The 15,612-nt window shown below is 57.4% G+C and carries 16 protein-coding genes and 1 riboswitch; of the genes, 3 read left to right on the plus strand and 13 right to left on the minus strand.

The features are described 5' to 3' along the window. The 3 genes from ACEQWH_RS00895 to phnG all read right to left on the minus strand — a co-directional run. The coding region (locus ACEQWH_RS00895) for a carbon-phosphorus lyase complex subunit PhnI (RefSeq protein ID WP_370227430.1) at positions 1-749 on the minus strand (749 nt) is incomplete at its 3' end. Beyond that, a complete protein-coding gene (phnH, locus tag ACEQWH_RS00900; protein WP_370227432.1) occupies positions 740-1,306 on the minus strand; it encodes a phosphonate C-P lyase system protein PhnH in 567 nt (188 codons plus the stop codon). The genes ACEQWH_RS00895 and phnH, both read right to left, overlap by 10 nt. Next, complete coding sequence (phnG, locus tag ACEQWH_RS00905; RefSeq protein ID WP_370227434.1) at positions 1,306-1,752, minus strand: phosphonate C-P lyase system protein PhnG; 447 nt, start codon at positions 1,750-1,752, stop codon at positions 1,306-1,308. The genes phnH and phnG overlap by 1 nt, the downstream gene beginning before the upstream one ends. A 108-nt stretch (positions 1,753-1,860) precedes the next feature. On the opposite strand from phnG, the gene phnF reads away from it, so the two are divergent. After that, positions 1,861-2,574, plus strand: a complete 714-nt coding sequence (gene phnF, locus ACEQWH_RS00910) for a phosphonate metabolism transcriptional regulator PhnF (RefSeq protein ID WP_370227436.1) — start codon at positions 1,861-1,863, stop codon at positions 2,572-2,574. 124 nt (positions 2,575-2,698) lie between these two features. Here phnF and ACEQWH_RS00915 read toward each other — a convergent pair whose 3' ends face one another. From ACEQWH_RS00915 to ACEQWH_RS00940, 6 genes are all read right to left on the minus strand, one after another. Next, on the minus strand, positions 2,699-3,319 hold the full coding sequence (locus ACEQWH_RS00915) for a chloramphenicol acetyltransferase (protein ID WP_370227438.1): 621 nt from the start codon (positions 3,317-3,319) through the stop codon (positions 2,699-2,701). After that, a complete protein-coding gene (phnE, locus tag ACEQWH_RS00920; RefSeq protein ID WP_370227440.1) occupies positions 3,319-4,635 on the minus strand; it encodes a phosphonate ABC transporter, permease protein PhnE in 1,317 nt (438 codons plus the stop codon). Before phnE (ACEQWH_RS00920) ends, ACEQWH_RS00915 begins: the two co-directional genes overlap by 1 nt. Next, positions 4,635-5,513 (minus strand): phosphonate ABC transporter, permease protein PhnE, encoded by an 879-nt coding sequence (phnE, locus tag ACEQWH_RS00925; protein ID WP_370227442.1) that lies wholly within the window; start codon positions 5,511-5,513, stop codon positions 4,635-4,637. The genes phnE (ACEQWH_RS00920) and phnE (ACEQWH_RS00925) overlap by 1 nt, the downstream gene beginning before the upstream one ends. Positions 5,514-5,635: 122 nt before the next feature. Then, positions 5,636-6,550 (minus strand): phosphonate ABC transporter substrate-binding protein, encoded by a 915-nt coding sequence (phnD, locus tag ACEQWH_RS00930; protein ID WP_370227444.1) that lies wholly within the window; start codon positions 6,548-6,550, stop codon positions 5,636-5,638. Positions 6,551-6,609: 59 nt separating this feature from the next. Beyond that, complete coding sequence (gene phnC, locus ACEQWH_RS00935) at positions 6,610-7,422, minus strand: phosphonate ABC transporter ATP-binding protein (RefSeq protein ID WP_370227446.1); 813 nt, start codon at positions 7,420-7,422, stop codon at positions 6,610-6,612. Positions 7,423-7,562: 140 nt separating this feature from the next. Next, entirely contained in the window at positions 7,563-8,327 is a 765-nt protein-coding gene (locus tag ACEQWH_RS00940) for a polysaccharide deacetylase (RefSeq protein WP_370227448.1), read from the minus strand. Positions 8,328-8,569: 242 nt separating this feature from the next. On the opposite strand from ACEQWH_RS00940, the gene ACEQWH_RS00945 reads away from it, so the two are divergent. Beyond that, a complete protein-coding gene (locus ACEQWH_RS00945) occupies positions 8,570-9,301 on the plus strand; it encodes a FadR/GntR family transcriptional regulator (protein WP_370227450.1) in 732 nt (243 codons plus the stop codon). 12 nt (positions 9,302-9,313) lie between these two features. Here ACEQWH_RS00945 and ACEQWH_RS00950 read toward each other — a convergent pair whose 3' ends face one another. The 3 genes from ACEQWH_RS00950 to ACEQWH_RS00960 all read right to left on the minus strand — a co-directional run bounded on the left by ACEQWH_RS00950 (position 9,314) and on the right by ACEQWH_RS00960 (position 12,117). Then, positions 9,314-10,129, minus strand: a complete 816-nt coding sequence (locus ACEQWH_RS00950; protein WP_370227452.1) for an enoyl-CoA hydratase — start codon at positions 10,127-10,129, stop codon at positions 9,314-9,316. 88 nt (positions 10,130-10,217) lie between these two features. Further along, entirely contained in the window at positions 10,218-11,492 is a 1,275-nt protein-coding gene (locus tag ACEQWH_RS00955) for an NAD(P)/FAD-dependent oxidoreductase (RefSeq protein ID WP_370227454.1), read from the minus strand. A gap of 157 nt (positions 11,493-11,649) precedes the next feature. Continuing rightward, positions 11,650-12,117, minus strand: coding sequence for a 6,7-dimethyl-8-ribityllumazine synthase (locus tag ACEQWH_RS00960; protein WP_370227455.1), 468 nt, complete (start codon positions 12,115-12,117; stop codon positions 11,650-11,652). 70 nt (positions 12,118-12,187) lie between these two features. Further along, positions 12,188-12,317: riboswitch (FMN riboswitch) on the minus strand. A 148-nt stretch (positions 12,318-12,465) separates the two neighbouring features. Between ACEQWH_RS00960 and ACEQWH_RS00965 the strand changes: the two genes are divergently transcribed. After that, positions 12,466-13,569, plus strand: coding sequence for a mandelate racemase/muconate lactonizing enzyme family protein (locus ACEQWH_RS00965; RefSeq protein WP_370227457.1), 1,104 nt, complete (start codon positions 12,466-12,468; stop codon positions 13,567-13,569). 67 nt (positions 13,570-13,636) lie between these two features. Here ACEQWH_RS00965 and ACEQWH_RS00970 read toward each other — a convergent pair. Beyond that, positions 13,637-15,612, minus strand: a 1,976-nt coding sequence (locus tag ACEQWH_RS00970) for an aconitase family protein (RefSeq protein WP_370227459.1), incomplete at its 5' end; no start/stop codon positions are given.

The following is a 15,612-nucleotide window of genomic DNA, read 5'->3' on the forward strand; positions in this document are numbered from 1 at the left end:
AGGGTCACTTCGCCGATTTCAATGGCAAATCCCAATTCTGAAATGTCCATTTCAACGGCGACTTCCCCGATGCGCAACTCGCCCACAAAAGCATGGGTGCGGCCATAGCCACGTTGCGTGGAATAGGCCATGCCCAGCGTAAACCCTTCGTCCGAGCGTGTCAGCGCCTGCAATCGCAGCGCCCGATCCGCCGGAAGCTCCAGCGGTTCGCGCGTCAAATCGGCAGGCGTTGTGTCGTCGTCAAAGGCGTCCTCGATCAGCCCCTCTTGGTTCAGAAATTCGGTGACATGCGGCACGTCCTCTGGATCGGCTGCGCGTTCGGGCACGTCAATGTCGCCCCCTTCTGCGGCCAGTTTGAAATCCAGCAGACGGTGCGTATAGTCAAAAGTCGGCCCCAGGATTTGCCCACCTGGCAGATCCTTGAAGGTCGCCGAAATACGCCGTTCACAGGCCATTTTGCCGGTTTCCACCGGATTGGATGTGCCGAAACGCGGCAAAGTGGTCCGATAGGCGCGGATCAGAAAGATCGCCTCAATCAAGTCGCCCCGCGACTGCTTGATCGCCAGCGCAGCCAGGTCCGGGTCATACAAAGACCCCTCGGCCATCACGCGGTTCACCGCAAGTTTGAGCTGTTCCTTGATCTGAGCAACGCTCAGCTCGGCAACAGATGTATCGCCACGCCGTTCTTCGGCCAGCCACGCGTGGGCATTGTCGATGGCGCGCTCGCCGCCTTTAACCGCTACGTACATGGGGAAACCTCCGTGGAGCGTGGCAGGGCCGCGAGTTCGGCGCCCTTGGTGAAATAGAAATCCCGCCCCAAGGGGAACAGCGCTGCATTTTGCTGAAAGGCCGCAATTTCAGGCAGCTGAAACGCCTGCTGCGTCTTGATGCCCGGCCCCTTCAGGATGACGTCCACTGCGGCGCTATCCTCAACCACCAGGGTCGTTGAGCGATCCGGATATTCCGCATCGCCAATGGCAAAGCGATCGATCGGCGCAAGGTCACCCCAACGCCCAACAGCGAAATCTGCTTTCATAGGTGCCACGATGGGCGCGCCGATGTGGAAGCTGATCCAGGTGCGGATATCATCTGTATCAAACTCCGGCGTCAGATAGATCCCCGTGTCACCATCACAAAGCGTCAGCAACAGAACCCCTGCCGCCACAGACAGCGGCGCCGGAGGCAGCGCACCGCCGACCTCATAGGACGTCCCCGGCCGCGCAATGGCGTTCATCAGGGCGCGAAAGGCGCGGGCTGAGTCGTGAGATGGGTTTGAAAAGCCCCCCTCAAGTGCGTTTGCGTGCATCAGTCCTCTCCTCTCGCCAAAGTAAAGAAATCAACCTTAGTGGCCGCAGCCTTGCGCGCCCTAGCAGCGCGCATCTCGGTCTGCGCGACCTCCAAAGGCTGCAACACCTTGGCACGCACGGCATCCGCCTGATCCGTCTGCATCAAGGCATCCACCAAAGCGGCCGCCTCGGAATCAGTCTTGTTGCGCCCCTGCACATAGCCATGACCGACAACGCCGCCCTCAAGTTTCAGAGCACAACGGGTGACCGTCATCTCGCCCATATTGAAGGCCGACCCCGATCCGCCCATGCGACCGCGGATCATGACACTGCCCACTTCGGGCTTGCGCAGCCATTCAAATCCAAACCCGTCGCGCGCGCCCAAAAGCTCCGCGACCCGCCCTTCAGGCGCTTTCGCCAACAGCCCCATCCAGGCCTGACGTTCCTGTGTTTCCATCTGTCCCATCTCGTTCTCGACAAATTTTCGTTACACTATACAACTAGACTTATTATGCGAGATTCGGATCGATCGAGCCAGTAAGATTTTATGAAGTTTGCGTAACGGAGTGACGACATGAACAAGACACCGCTTTGGCAGGCCATTGGGAATGCGCTACGAGAAGACATGGCAGAAGGCCGCTATAAACCCGGCGATAAACTGCCAACAGAGGCAGAGCTGGCCGAGCGGTTCGGGGTCAATCGTCACACAGTTAGGCACGCAATGTCGGCGCTGGTCGAAGATGGCACCGTGCGCACCCGCAGGGGCTCTGGCGCTTATGTACAAGGCGTTCCAACAGACTATCCCATCGGCAAACGCGTGCGGTATCACCAGAACCTGCGCGCCGCCGGCCGCGCCCCGTCAACCAAAGTGCTGCATGTTGAAACCCGCCCCTCGACCGCAAAAGAAGCCGAACGCCTGAGCATGTCCACGGGCGATCTGATCACCTTGCGCCACGGTGTGCTTTATGCAGACAATCAGGCCATTGCTCATGCAATCAGCGAATTCCCAGAAGCCCGCCTGCCCGGCATCGGCCACCTGATGCGCAACCAAACTGGCATCACGGTTGCCTTAGAAATGGCAGGCGTAACCGACTATACTCGCGTGTCGACCCGCGTGCGGGCCTCGCTTGCCAATGCGACACAGGCGCTTCATCTGGAACTGCGCGAAGGCGCGCCGCTGATCTATACCACCAGCCTCAGCATCGACCCGCATGGTCAAAAAGTTGAATTCGGTCGCACCTGGTTTGCCGGTGAGCGTGTAACGCTAACTCTGGACGAAAACGGCTGAGCGCTGCGCGTGCGGCGCGCTCGGGACGCCTTCGGAGCGAGGATATTTTCAGCAAGAGAAAAAGCGCTTTCATCTTGTCAGAAATACTCTGGGGTGAGGCCATTTGGCCAAGGGGCAAAGCCCCTTAGCGCGCTTCGTATTTTTCCAAAAAGGCTGCGGCGGGCATCGCGCGAAAATCAAGCAATCCATCCCTGAGCTGATCGTGATCCCAATCCCACCAGGCCAGTGCAATCAAGCGCTCGGCGATGTCGCGGGGTTGGCGCAGGCGCAGGCGTTTTGCGGGGGTGCCTGCAACGATCTCATAGGGTCCCACATCTTTGGTGACGATTGCCCCGGCAGCAACAACCGCGCCTTCGGCCACAGTGACCTCGGGTTTGATCATTGCGCCGTGACCGATCCATGTATCATGGCCAATCCTAGCGCGCCGCGATGCGCGGTGTTCAAAGAAAGCCGAGTCATTTTCCGCTGTGTCCCAGTAATCCGCCGAGCGGTACAGGAAATGATGCATCGAGGCCGTCGTCATCGGGTGATCGGTCGCGCCTATCCGCACGAAGCTTGCGATGTTTGAGAACTTTCCAATCGTCGTATTGGCGATGTCGCAGAACCGCTCGCAATAGGAGTAGTCTCCCAGTGTGGAGTTCAGCAGACGCGTGCCTTCTCCGACTTCGTTGAATCTGCCCAGCTCGGTATTTGCGAGGCTGACATTGTCGTGCAGAAAGGGTGCATCTGCTTTAAGGCGCGCCATTAGTGTTTGTCCTCGGCCGCGCCAATCAGACGGCCGCGCAGCCAGCCAGACACCCAATCCATGAACATCACCATCAGTACGACGAGGACGATGTAATAGGACACCTCTTCCCAGTCTTTTTGCGTGATGATCGCCTGCGTCAGCAAGAGCCCGATGCCCCCGCCGGTGATCGCGCCGATCACGGTTGCAGAGCGGGTGTTTGATTCAAGGAAATACAGGATCTGGCTTAACAAAACCGGCGTGATTTGCGGGATGACCCCGAAACGGTAACGCTGCAAGGGTTTTGCGCCTGTCGAGCGGATGCCTTCGATTTGCTTTTTATCTACGTTCTCAAGAGCTTCGGAGAAGATCTTGCCGAAGGTTCCTGTGTCAGTGATCAAGATCGCCAGCGCGCCGGTGAGTGGCCCAAGGCCAAAGGCGCGGGTCAGAATGATGGTCCAGACCAGCCCGTCGACGCCCCGCACAAAGTCAAAGATCCGGCGCATTGCAAAGCGTACGGCCATGAGCGGCGCGAAATTCTTGGCGGCCAGGAAGGACAACGGCAGCGCAACGATAGCGGCTCCGAAAGTGCCAAGGAACGCCATCAGAATGGTTTCGCCAATCGCCCAGGCCACATCGCCGTGACGCCACATCTTGTTGTTCCAGAAATCGCTCAGGATCTGCCCGGCTTCGCCCGTTACGGCACGGCCAAGCACTTCGCCAAAGCCCATGCCGTGGTACGCGCTGTCCAGCGTAAAGAAGAACAGCTCCCAGCCAAAGAAGTAGCGGAACACTTCGGTGCGGTTGCGGGTGACGGTCAGACGGCCCGCTTCGGTGGTGATCGCCATCCGGTTCTTGGATGCGTTGATCCATTCAGGGATGTCGTCCGTTGGATATTCCTGCACGACGCCCTGGCTGCGGCTGGGGGTCGCGCGGATCAGCCCATAGCCCGGCACGTCATAGGTGATGGTTTCAGGGCCATAGGTGATGATATGGCCATCCCCCAGGTCAATCACAGTGGTCTCGCCCAAGGTGACCCACTCTGGCGCTTCGCCCTGAGGGTAGCGGCCTTTCTTTTCGCCTTCGATTGCGACGCTGACTTCCGCGTTGCGGTTGTCGCGGGTCACATGAACCTTGTGGCTATAGGTATCAGCCACCAGCGAGCGCGCATTGTCGCCATTTGCTTTCTGCACCATCTCGGGGATGTTGAAGGCAAAGAAAATATAGATCAGGTAGGCAAGGATGACCGTCGGAATTGCAAATGCCATCAGACGTTTGCGGGCAAAGATACGCTCGGCCTGAACCCGCAGGTCAGTATTTGTGTCAAGAACAGCCATTAGTGGGCCCCTTCGCCAGAGCCGTGCACAAGACGGTCTCGGTAGTAGCTGGAAATCTGATCGAACAAGATGATCGTGAGGAACAGCAGGATGAACATCGCGCCTGCTTCGTCAAAGCGCCCCTGCCCCCAGGAGATCGCGTTCTTAAGCTCATAGCCAAGACCGCCTGCGCCAACAAAGCCGAGGATGGCCGAAGCACGGATGTTTACTTCAAAGCGCAGCAGCGCATAGGACAGCCAGTTTGGGGCAACTTGAGGCACAACACCCAGCAGCATCTTTTGGCTCCAGGTGGCGCCAACAGAGGCAAGCCCGTCGACGGGTTTCAGATCGGCGTTCTCGTTGACCTCAGAAAACAGTTTGCCCAGCGCGCCTGCGGTGTGAAAGGCAATTGCGATCATAGCGGGCACCGGGCCGCCGCCGAGGATAAAGATTAGAACCAGCGCAATCACAATTTCAGGCACCGCGCGCATCGTGTCCATGGTGCGGCGAAAGACGCCGATCAGTCTTGGGAACCGCGCCAGACCGCGGGTCGACAAGAGCGACAGCACGATCGCCATAAGCGCGCCAATCAGCGTTGATACTGCCGCGATGTTCACGGTTTCGATCAGGGCTGGCAGGAAGGTGAGGAAATGGCCCGGCAGTTCCGATGCTTTGGACGCAGCCTCGGAAACCACTTCGGCGGGGTAGTCAAAGATATTGTCGATCCCGCCCCAGAACGATCCGCCGTTGCGGCCTGCGGCTGTGTTAAAGCCTGCGACCATCACAAAGATGAAGATCACCAGCATCAAAAAGCTGTACAGACGCTTGCGCTGGGTGTGGGCCAGATAGACCTCTTGGACCGTTTGCACCGGATGCGATCCCGCCGATAATTCTGCCATTTTGGGGGCCTTGTTCTAAGACATTTAAAGGTGCTCTCAGTTGCAGAGAGAACGTTTAAATGTCTGTTATGCGTGACAAAAGCGGGCCTCTGACAAGAGACCCGCTTCCGCGTGAAGTGAAATTACTTGGACTTCAGCTTACGTGCTTCGATGATCGAAACATATGTGTCGTGCGTGACAGGCTGTGCACCCAGAGAGTCACCAGCAAAGACGCCATAGGCGCAATCTGGGTCGTTCTCATAGAGGTTATCGACCAGCTCGGTCATGATCGCTTTTGCGTCAGCTGGCAGAGTTTTGCGCAGAACGATTGGGCCTTCTGGGATCGGCTTGGATTTCCAGATTTGAACCAGGTCGTTCATGTCAACCAGACCTGCGTCAACAGCTTTGCGCAGCGCGCCAGAGTTATAGCCGTCTTCCCAGTTACCTTGGCCGTCTGCCCAGGTTACGCCGCCGTTGATGTCGCCGTTGTTTACCGCAACGATGGTCTGCTCGTGGCCACCAGTGAACTTAACTTCACCGAAGTACGCGCCGGATTCCATTGTGATGCCGTCTTTGTACTGAGGGATCTCGATGGATGGGATCAGGTAACCGGAAGTGGAGTTCGGGTCACCAAAGCCAAAGACTTTGCCCTGCATGTCGTCCAGAGACGTGATGCCGCTGTCTTTGCGTGCAAAACCGATGGAGTGATAGCCGATGGAACCGTCGTTGTTGACTTTAACCAGAACTGGCTCAACCGCTTCTGGGTCTTGCAGGTAGGTCGCAGCGTATGAAGACGCGCCCAACCAGGACATGTCCAGAGTGCCGCCAACCAGACCTTGGATAACACCAGCATAGTCAGCAGGTGCGAACAGTTTGGTAGGAACGCCCAGCGCTTCTTCAGTGTAGGCGCGCAGGCACTCGTAAGAGTTCAGGCGGTCCTGTGCGTTCTCGCCGCCCAGCAGGCCGATGCGGAACTCGGTGATCGCGTGGCCGTCAGCAAAAGCTGCGGTTGACAACGCGGTGGAAGTGGCCAGAGCCAGTGCTACTACTTTTTTCATCTCTCTCTCCTAGTGATGAACCATCCGCCCGTGCCCCCCAAGGCCACGGGTCGAAAAATTTAGGCCGGAACTGCGCGTGCAGAGTCCGACCGATCCAAAGTTTCAATTTCGGTGCTTGTGGCGGCTTCAGAGAAGTCATCGCCTGCACCATAGATGTCTCGCGCGACACCGGTAGTGAGCTGCGAAGGCGAGCCATCAAACACGATACGCCCGTCGCGCATCCCAATCACGCGGTCACAATAGCGACGCGCGGTATCCAATGTGTGCAGGTTACAGATGACCATGCGCCCGTCTTCTTCGTGGATGCGGCGCAACGCTTCCATAACGATCTGAGCGTTCATCGGGTCAAGCGACGCAATCGGCTCGTCCGCGAGAATGATCTGTGGGTCCTGCATCAAAGCGCGCGCGATCGCGACACGCTGTTGCTGACCGCCAGACAAGGCTTCGGCACGCTTTGCGGCCTGCTCGGCGATGCCCAGACGGTCCAGAATTTCGATGGCTTTGTGAATGTCCGCCTGCGGGAACAGGTTGAACATGGTCGCCAGTGTCGAGCGGCGATTGAGCGTGCCGTGCAACACGTTTGACACCACATCCATGCGTGGCACCAAATTGAACTGCTGGAAGATCATCGCGCATCGGGACTGCCATTCACGCTTGTCCGCACCGCGCAGTGCCGTGACGTCTACACCGTCATAGATCATGTCGCCATCGCTGGCGTCGGCCAGGCGATTCATCATGCGCAACAGGGTCGACTTGCCTGCTCCGGACCGCCCGATGATGCCAATCATGGCGGGCTTTTCTACTGTAAAGGTTGCGCTATCGACCGCAACTTTGTCGCCAAACCGCTTGGTCAGGCTCTGAACGCTTAACATCGTTGTCCCCCAGAATATTGGGGGCGAACCTAGGCTCCGCGAGTGACCCTAAATTAACATTTATGTTTCGCTTCTGTATCGCGATTGCAAAGCTTTGGTAACACAGCGGCCCTTCGAGCAGGATGTGTCTAGGACTGTGCTCAATTTGTATAGGGCGGTGCAATTGTCGCAATTTCGTGCGGCACTTTGAGAATCTCTTGCCAGAATTGTTCAACGAAATCCCAAACTGGCTCACGCATGGCCAAATGGTGCGTTAACAGTCCGAAGGGTTCCGTGTTGTCATCCTTGCCCTGACGCCGTCGTTTCAGATTATTGACCAGTTTCGCCATCAGATAATCCACATTATGCAGCACCTCGCCATCGCGCCATGCGATCGGATCCAGATGTGTGTTGACCTGACTGAGGCTTGGCACTGGGTGCTCCAGGGGTCGCGGATCACATGTCGACAGAACCTGAAACCCGGCCGCAGGCAGTTCGACGACCGCCTGGGGGTCTATATGATTCCAAGGGGGCACAAACACCGGCAACACCCGCCCCGGCAGCAACCGCGCCAATTTGCGCAGACCTTCGCTGGCATCCTCGCGGTTGGCAGACCCAGCGCGCGCGTTGGAAAACTCACTGCGATGCGCGGCGGCCGGCGCGTGGTTGCGATGGGCCCAGCCATGCACGATTGGAAACACCTGATCTTCATCCGCAAGACGTTTGCCAAGCTTGGACGTCGCATTGCGCGGCACAATTGCTAGATGCACGGGAACGCCGACGCCCTTTGACACCTGAATCAACCGCTCCAAAGCGTCCGTGACGTCCGTCGCATCATCGTCGCGCCACCACAGCGGCAACACCAAGTCTTTTTTCTGCCACTTGGCTATCTCTGCCCGCAGTGGGCCCCAATCAATTTGTGTCATCTGCTCACCTGCGCGTAGTAATGCAGGTTTCGTTTAGACCTGACAATCACTGATTAAATCCTAGGTTGTGGCCTTAAAATTTAATGACATAAAGCTCACAAATCCAACAGCCTTTAGTTCATATAATACATTCTAAAGCATTGTTTTCAAATTAATTTTTTTGAATTTTCGATCAAGTTTCACCGACCTGCATCTTGGTTCTGCAGCGGCATTTGGCTACCAAGTTTACGTAGGGGAACCAAATGACTAATACTTCAACGCCACCGTTTCAGCTTCCAGATATATACCTTAACCAATTGCCAACAGGGTCCGTAAAAACCGCTGTCGACCGTCTGGGACGCATGATTGCAACCGGCGCTTTTGCCGAAGGCGACACGATCCCGATCGAGGCAGAACTCTGCAAGATGCTCGACGTGTCACGTACCGTCGTGCGCGAAGCGATCAAAGTTCTGTCCGCGAAATCCGTCGTGCGCACCGCGCGGCGCTATGGCACCAAGGTGCTGCCATTTGAGTGCTGGAACCTGCTCGACCCTGATGTGCTGCTTTGGCATGATCCCGAACACCCCTCCACTGCGAGGCTCCACGCGTCGGGATTGCAGATGCGGGTCATTTTCGAACCCGAGGCCGCCAAGCTTGCCGCCGTGAACGCCACCGCGTCTCAGCGCGAGCGCATCTTGCTGGCGGCAGAGCAACTTATGCCCGAGCCCTTCAGTTTTGAAAGCATGAAGGCCGCAGACTACGCGTTTCACACCACTATTTTGGAGGCCAGCGGCAATCTGATGCTGGCTCAGCTCAGCGGCGTCATTCTCGCATCGTTGCGTGTCAGCTATGCCAAAGGCGAAATAGCTTTGGTCGACCGCGCCACGCATATCGAGATTGCCGAGGCGATTGCGCAAGAAAGGCCAGAGGTCGCAGGATCGTTGATGTTTGCGATGTTGTCTTGCACGGCTTCGGCGATGGAGGCCGTCGCCTAGACGCGCCTGGCCCTATTTGCCTTCCCAATCAGGCATAGGTGACTTAGTCACAAACGCACCGATGCCCCGTTCGGCATCTTGCGCCATCATATTGTCCGCCATTGTGCGGCCTGCGTATTCATAGGCCTCGGCCAACGTCATCTCGGCTTGCTCATAAAACGCGCGCTTGCCGATTTTGACGGCGACCGGTGATTTGCTGACGATCTTTTCCGCCATGGTCCTGGTTGCATTGGCGACCTCCTCAAGCGGCACGACCTGATTGACCAGCCCCAACTCAAGCGCCTTATCTGCCGCGACGAATTCGCCCAGCAACAGCATCTCCATAGCGGCTTTACGACCAATGTTGCGGCTGAGGGCCACCATTGGGGTCGAGCAGAACAAACCGATGTTGATGCCCGACGTTGCAAAGCGCGCGTCCTCGGCTGCGACCGCCAGATCGCAGCTTGCAACCAACTGACAGCCCGCAGCCGTCGCGATCCCTGTGACCTCGGCGATGACCGGTTGAGGCAGGTTCACCACTGACATCATCATCTTTGCGCAGGTGGCAAAGAGATCGTTGAAATACTGATACCCGCCATCCTCATCCGCGCGGCGTTCTGTCATTTCCTTCAGGTTATGACCTGCGCAGAAATGGTGCCCTGCCCCGCGCAGGATCACCACCTTGATGTCACGCCGCGTGGCGATGTCATCGAGATGCAGCTGCAGCGCCGCTAGCATTTCCTCTGACAGCGCATTGATAGAGCGTGGTCGCTCCATGGTCAGCGTGGCGATACCCTCGGCCACGTCAAGCGTGACAGGCGCCGTGGGAGGCGTGGATCCATCGTGCATGTCTGATCCTCCAAGATCGGTTGCAGCAATCATGGGGCATTTGTCTGTGAAAATGCAAATGATCGCCTGCGAAACGTCGCGTCTTGCGTTAAGGCCCCCGCGCCGCGGTCAGATGGGTCAGGGTCGCGCCTGCTTCGTAATAAACCTGCTTCAGGCCAGTCAGATGCTCGCGATGCGCTTTCGTGGGCACGACCGGCAGATCCTGACGGTCTCCGGTCAACAGCGCCTTGGCCGCCGTTGCGCCAAAAACGGTGCCCGGCCCGATCCCTCGACCCGAATAGCCAAACAGGGCGTATCCCTTGGCACCTATTTCTTGGATTTTTGGGATATGATCGCCTGTCATACAGATCACGCCACTCCAGGCCTCTTGCAGCTGTTCCTTCGCCAGTTGCGGAAACAGCAGCGCCAGCTTGCGTTGTGCCCATGCCAGATGCGCTCCGCGACCCAGACTTTCCAAAGAGCCGACGCCGCCGATCACCAGCCGCCCTTCACCGTCCATGCGGAACGACGACATCACCAACGCGGTGTCCCAGCAACCCTCTTTGTTTTGCAGAATGCTGCGTTGCCAAGTGGGTTCCAGCGGGCGGGTCGCGGCCTGAAAATAGCCCACCTTGGTAAACTGGGGCGCGGGGAGACCGGTAAGACCGTGCAGATAAGCATTGGTCGCCAGCAACAGGGCCTTCGCGAAAACCACCTGATCGCCGACGCTGACCATCCAGCCCGACGATGTCTTTTTGACGTGGTGAACAGGCGCGTTTTCAAACAGATCCGCGCCCGCTTTCATCGCCTCTTTGGCAAGACCGCGCACATAAGACAGCGGCTGAATGGTGCCCGCGCGTGGGTCAAACAAGGCGCCCTTGAACCGCTCCGAGCCGACACGATGACTGGTGGCGTGCGCGTCCAGCAGCTCGACCGGAGCACCGCGCGCGCGCAGCTGCTTCATCCGGTTTTTCAGATCGCTCAAACCCGAGGTCGCGTGGGCACAGTGCAGGGTTCCATTTCGGCGGGCCTGACACTCGATGTTCAAACGATCGATCAGGGAAAACACCTGATCGGGGGCCGCACTGAGACACTCATACAGATGCGTGCCTTCGCGTTTTCCTATGGTGGCTTCGATCTCGTCAGGCGGGGTCCACAGTCCGGCGTTCACAAGGCCAACGTTGCGCCCAGATCCACCATAGCCCACTGTTTTCGCTTCAAAAACAGCAACACTTGCGCCAAGGTCGCGCGCTGTGATCGCAGCAGAGCACCCAGAGAACCCCGCGCCAATCACAACAAGATCATAGGTCGACTGCGCGCTCGCCAAAATCTTGGTGGCAGGCGGAGAAACCGCTGTTTTTTCCCAAAGATTATCCATAGGCATGGTGCGACTTTCACAGTGATTTTCCGGCACTATCTGCAAGCGCCTGGACTTTGGCAAGCTCTGTGAAAGGGGGACGCCCTGTTGCCGCGTCAACGGTGGGGGCGATGCATGATCGGCGCGCGGCTGCGCACCGATCGGATGTCTTTAGCAGCTGCGCTCAGGCGGCCAGCTCGGCTGCGGGCGTCAGCGCAGCATGCACGTCGATGATCTGAACCGCTGCGTTCGCGGCCTCGGCGCCTTTTTTCACGAAATGCGCATGGAAATAGGCTTCGTGCTCTTGCGAGGGTTGGAAATGATGCGGCGTCAGCGAGACGGAAAGAACCGGCACACCAGTTTCCATGCCTGCTTTCATCAGGCCATCAACCACAGCCTGCGCCACAAAATCGTGACGATAGATGCCGCCGTCAACCACCAAAGCCGAGGCGATCACCGCATCGTATCTGCCGCTGGCAGCAAGTTTCTGTGCAAGCAGTGGCATTTCAAATGCGCCGGGGACGTCAAATGTATCAACCGTGGCCGCAACATTCATTTCTGACAGCCGGTTTTCAAAGCCGACCAACGACTGATCCACGATGTCAGAATGCCAGCGCGCCTTGATGAAGGCGAAGTTTGGGGATTTTGTCATAGCTCTAAGTCCTTTCTCAATGACAAGATCCCAGAGCGTTTTGACACGGCTCACCCTACGGGGCTGACCGCATACTTCTCTACCATCCGGACTTTAACCGTCGGCCCCGGAATTTCACCGGATCTGCTGACACCCAAACACTGGGCCGCTCGCGGGCTATCACCGCCGGTGGGGAATTTCACCCCGCCCTGAGAATGACAGCTGCCTAAGTGACCAAGGGCGGGCGCGTCAATCGAAATTTGTCGTTCTTACGCAAGGAATCTTTGCGCCTGCCGTATTTAGACAAGTGGTGACGCAATTTGTCTCATAGACACGGTAAAACATGTGTTTTGCCAGCTGGATTACCTGATGAAAATTGCCTCTATTTCGGTCTTTCAACACGATCTAAGGGTCAAGAATGGCCCCTATACGATGTCCTATGGCGAGATCACGGCGCTGGATACGACGCTGGTCAAACTGGTCACCGACACGGGTGTGACCGGATGGGGCGAAACCTGCCCACTGGGGCCGCTTTACGCCCCCGCGCATGCCGACGGTGCGCGTACCGCGCTTAGCGCTTTGGCGCCGGGTCTGATTGGCACAGACGTGCTATCGGGCGCGGTGATGCATCAGATGGATGGGCTGCTGAACGGGCACGCCTATGCCAAAGCCGCCATCGACATTGCGGTCTATGACGCACTTGGAAAGTCTGTTCAGAAACCTGTGACAGACCTGTTGGGCGGCGCGTTGCGGAAAAGCGTTCCATCTTACTATGCGATTGGCATTGAAACGCCCGATACGGCCGCGCGGATTGCGCGTGAAAAACGCCGCGAAGGCTATCAGCGTTTGCAATTGAAGGTCGGCGCGCATTCCCCTGAGGTGGATATAGAAATCATCCATCGGGTCGGGCAGGAAATCGCGGGGTCCGGAATGCGGTTCGCGGTTGATGCCAATCGCGGCTGGACCACGCGGGACGCCATTTTTGTCAGCCAAGCCTGCCGCGCCATTCCGATGATCATCGAGCAGCCGTGCAAGACGGTGTCAGAGCTGATCGCGCTGCGGCCGCAGCTGGCGCACCCGCTTTACATGGACGAGAATTCGGTGGATCTGGATCGCGTCATTCAGGCTGCGGGTGCTGGATTTGTCGACGGATTTGGGTTTAAACTCACCCGTCTTGGCGGCCTGACCCCAATGTCCACCGCCCGAGACATCTGTGCCGCACGCAACTTACCCCATACCGTCGATGACGCATGGGGCGGGGATCTTCTAGCGGCGGCCTGCGTGCATATGGGGGCCACTGTACGCGCGGACCTGTTCGAAGGCACCTGGATCGCTGCGCCCTATATTGACGGGCATTACGATGCCAAAAGCGGGCCTCGCATCGAGGATGGCCACATCGCTGTGCCAGAGGGCGACGGGCTTGGCGTCACCCCCGACGAAGGCATGTTTGGCGCGCCGGTTTTCGCCACCTGACCAGCCGCGACAAAAGCAAAAGGGCCACCCGATAGGATGGCCCTTTGAATATTCGTAATCAGTGCGCTTAGTAGTGCACAGACAACGTATCCAGCGGCTTGCCTTTGCCCGGAGCAAATTTAGTCAGATCGATGCCTTGGACAGCGGCCTTATACTCTTCGAGTGTCGGCGTGCGACCGAGGATCGCTGACAGAACCACAACAGGCGTAGACGCCAGCAGGGATTCACCTTTCTTTTCAGGCAAGTCAGCCACAACGCGACCTTGGAACAAGCGGGTCGAAGTCGCCAGAACCGTGTCGCCTTTTGCGGCCTTTTCCTGGTTACCCATGCACAGGTTACAGCCCGGGCGTTCCAGATAGAGGATGTTGTCATACTCGGTCCGCGCTTGCTCTTTTGGTGCGCTGTCGTCGAACTCAAAGCCAGAGTACTTCTGCAGGACTTCCCAGTCGCCCTCTTCCTTCAGTTCGTCGATGATATTGTAGGTCGGCGCGGTCACCACCAGCGGTGCCTTGAACTCTACTTTACCTTCGGCAGCCTCAAGGTTGCGCAGCATTTGGGCGACGATCTTGATGTCCCCTTTGTGCACCATACAGGATCCGACAAAACCCAGATCCACTTCCTTCTCTGCTTTGTAGTAAGAGATCGGACGGATTGTGTCGTGGGTATACCGCTTTGAAACGTCAGCGTTATTCACGTCAGGGTCGGCAATCATCGGCTCGTTGATGGCATCCAGATCAACAACAACCTCAGCAAAATATTTTGCGTCGGCATCAGGCACCAGCGCAGGGCGCGTGCCGGACTTGATCTCTTGGATTCGCTCGTCAGCCTTGGCGATCAAACGGGCCAGAGTGCCGTTTTCGTGCTCCATACCTTTGTCGATCATCACCTGAATGCGCGACTTCGCCAGCTCGAGAGAGCCGACAAGCGTGTCATCATTCGAGATGCAGACAGAGGCTTTCGCCTTCATCTCTGCGGTCCAGTCGGTGAAGGTAAAGGCCTGGTCCGCCAGAAGCGTACCGATATGGACTTCGATCACGCGGCCTTGGAAGACGTTGTCGCCACCACATTGATCCAGCATCTGCGCCTGCGTCGCGTGAACGACGTCGCGGAAGTCCATGTGATCCGCCATCGCACCTTTGAAGGTCACTTTGACCGATTCAGGAATTGGCATAGAAACTTCACCGGTCGCCAAAGCCAGCGCCACAGTGCCAGAGTCTGCACCGAACGCGACGCCCTTGGACATCCGAGTGTGGCTGTCGCCGCCAACGATCACGTCCCAATCAGACACGGTCACATCGTTCAGCACTTTGTGGATCACGTCGGTCATGGAGTGATAAACGCCTTTCGGGTCGCGGCCCGTGACCAGACCGAAGTCGTTCATGAATTTCATCAGACGCGGAGTATTGGCCTGCGCCTTCACGTCCCAAACAGACGCAGTGTGACAACCAGACTGGTAAGCGCCATCTACAGAAGGTGACACAACCGTCGCCGCCATCGCCTCAAGTTCCTGCATGGTCATGAGGCCCGTCGTGTCCTGAGAGCCGACCACGTTGACGCCTACGCGCACGTCAGAGCCCGCGTGCAGGACTTTGCCTGGTGTCGTGCCTCGGGCGTTTTTGTTGAAGATCTTTTCAACAGCAGTCAGACCCTGACCTTCGTGGCTGATCTCTTTGGAAGGCGCAAAAACCTGTGGCGCTTCGACACCAAGAGTTTCAGCTGCAAATGTCTGCAGTTTCTTACCGAAAACAATGGCATAAGACCCGCCCGCCTTCATGAACTCCATTTTCTGCGGTGTGAAGGATCCGGCCATATCGACCAGTTCCTCGGATCCGTCCGCGGAATAGAGTTTCTTCTGTTTGGTGTTGATCTTCAGAACGGTGCCAGTCGCAACGGAATAGCGCTCTTCGAGAATAGCATCGCCGTTGTTGTTCTCAACCGGCTCACCGTTCTCGTCAAGTTTCTTGACCCAGTTCTTCAGGTCCACACCGATACCACCCGTCACGCCAACGGTGGTCAGGAAGATTGGCGAAATACCGTTGGTGC

Origin of the sequence: Cognatishimia sp., assembly GCF_964229375.1 — a bacterium.
Taxonomy (GTDB): domain Bacteria; phylum Pseudomonadota; class Alphaproteobacteria; order Rhodobacterales; family Rhodobacteraceae; genus Cognatishimia.

Excerpts from the sequence above, each read along its gene's own strand:
- ACEQWH_RS00960 (WP_370227455.1), bottom strand. The coding sequence starts at position 12,117 with ATGACAAAATCCCCAAACTTCGCCTTCATCAAGGCGCGCTGGCATTCT.
- ACEQWH_RS00965 (WP_370227457.1), top strand. The coding sequence starts at position 12,466 with ATGAAAATTGCCTCTATTTCGGTCTTTCAACACGATCTAAGGGTCAAG.
- ACEQWH_RS00955 (WP_370227454.1), bottom strand. The coding sequence starts at position 11,492 with ATGCCTATGGATAATCTTTGGGAAAAAACAGCGGTTTCTCCGCCTGCC.
- phnG (WP_370227434.1), bottom strand. The coding sequence starts at position 1,752 with ATGGGACAGATGGAAACACAGGAACGTCAGGCCTGGATGGGGCTGTTG.
- phnE (WP_370227440.1), bottom strand. The coding sequence starts at position 4,635 with ATGGCTGTTCTTGACACAAATACTGACCTGCGGGTTCAGGCCGAGCGT.
- phnF (WP_370227436.1), top strand. The coding sequence starts at position 1,861 with ATGAACAAGACACCGCTTTGGCAGGCCATTGGGAATGCGCTACGAGAA.
- ACEQWH_RS00950 (WP_370227452.1), bottom strand. The coding sequence starts at position 10,129 with ATGCACGATGGATCCACGCCTCCCACGGCGCCTGTCACGCTTGACGTG.
- phnC (WP_370227446.1), bottom strand. The coding sequence starts at position 7,422 with ATGTTAAGCGTTCAGAGCCTGACCAAGCGGTTTGGCGACAAAGTTGCG.
- phnD (WP_370227444.1), bottom strand. The coding sequence starts at position 6,550 with ATGAAAAAAGTAGTAGCACTGGCTCTGGCCACTTCCACCGCGTTGTCA.
- ACEQWH_RS00940 (WP_370227448.1), bottom strand. The coding sequence starts at position 8,327 with ATGACACAAATTGATTGGGGCCCACTGCGGGCAGAGATAGCCAAGTGG.
- phnE (WP_370227442.1), bottom strand. The coding sequence starts at position 5,513 with ATGGCAGAATTATCGGCGGGATCGCATCCGGTGCAAACGGTCCAAGAG.
- ACEQWH_RS00915 (WP_370227438.1), bottom strand. The coding sequence starts at position 3,319 with ATGGCGCGCCTTAAAGCAGATGCACCCTTTCTGCACGACAATGTCAGC.
- phnH (WP_370227432.1), bottom strand. The coding sequence starts at position 1,306 with ATGCACGCAAACGCACTTGAGGGGGGCTTTTCAAACCCATCTCACGAC.
- ACEQWH_RS00945 (WP_370227450.1), top strand. The coding sequence starts at position 8,570 with ATGACTAATACTTCAACGCCACCGTTTCAGCTTCCAGATATATACCTT.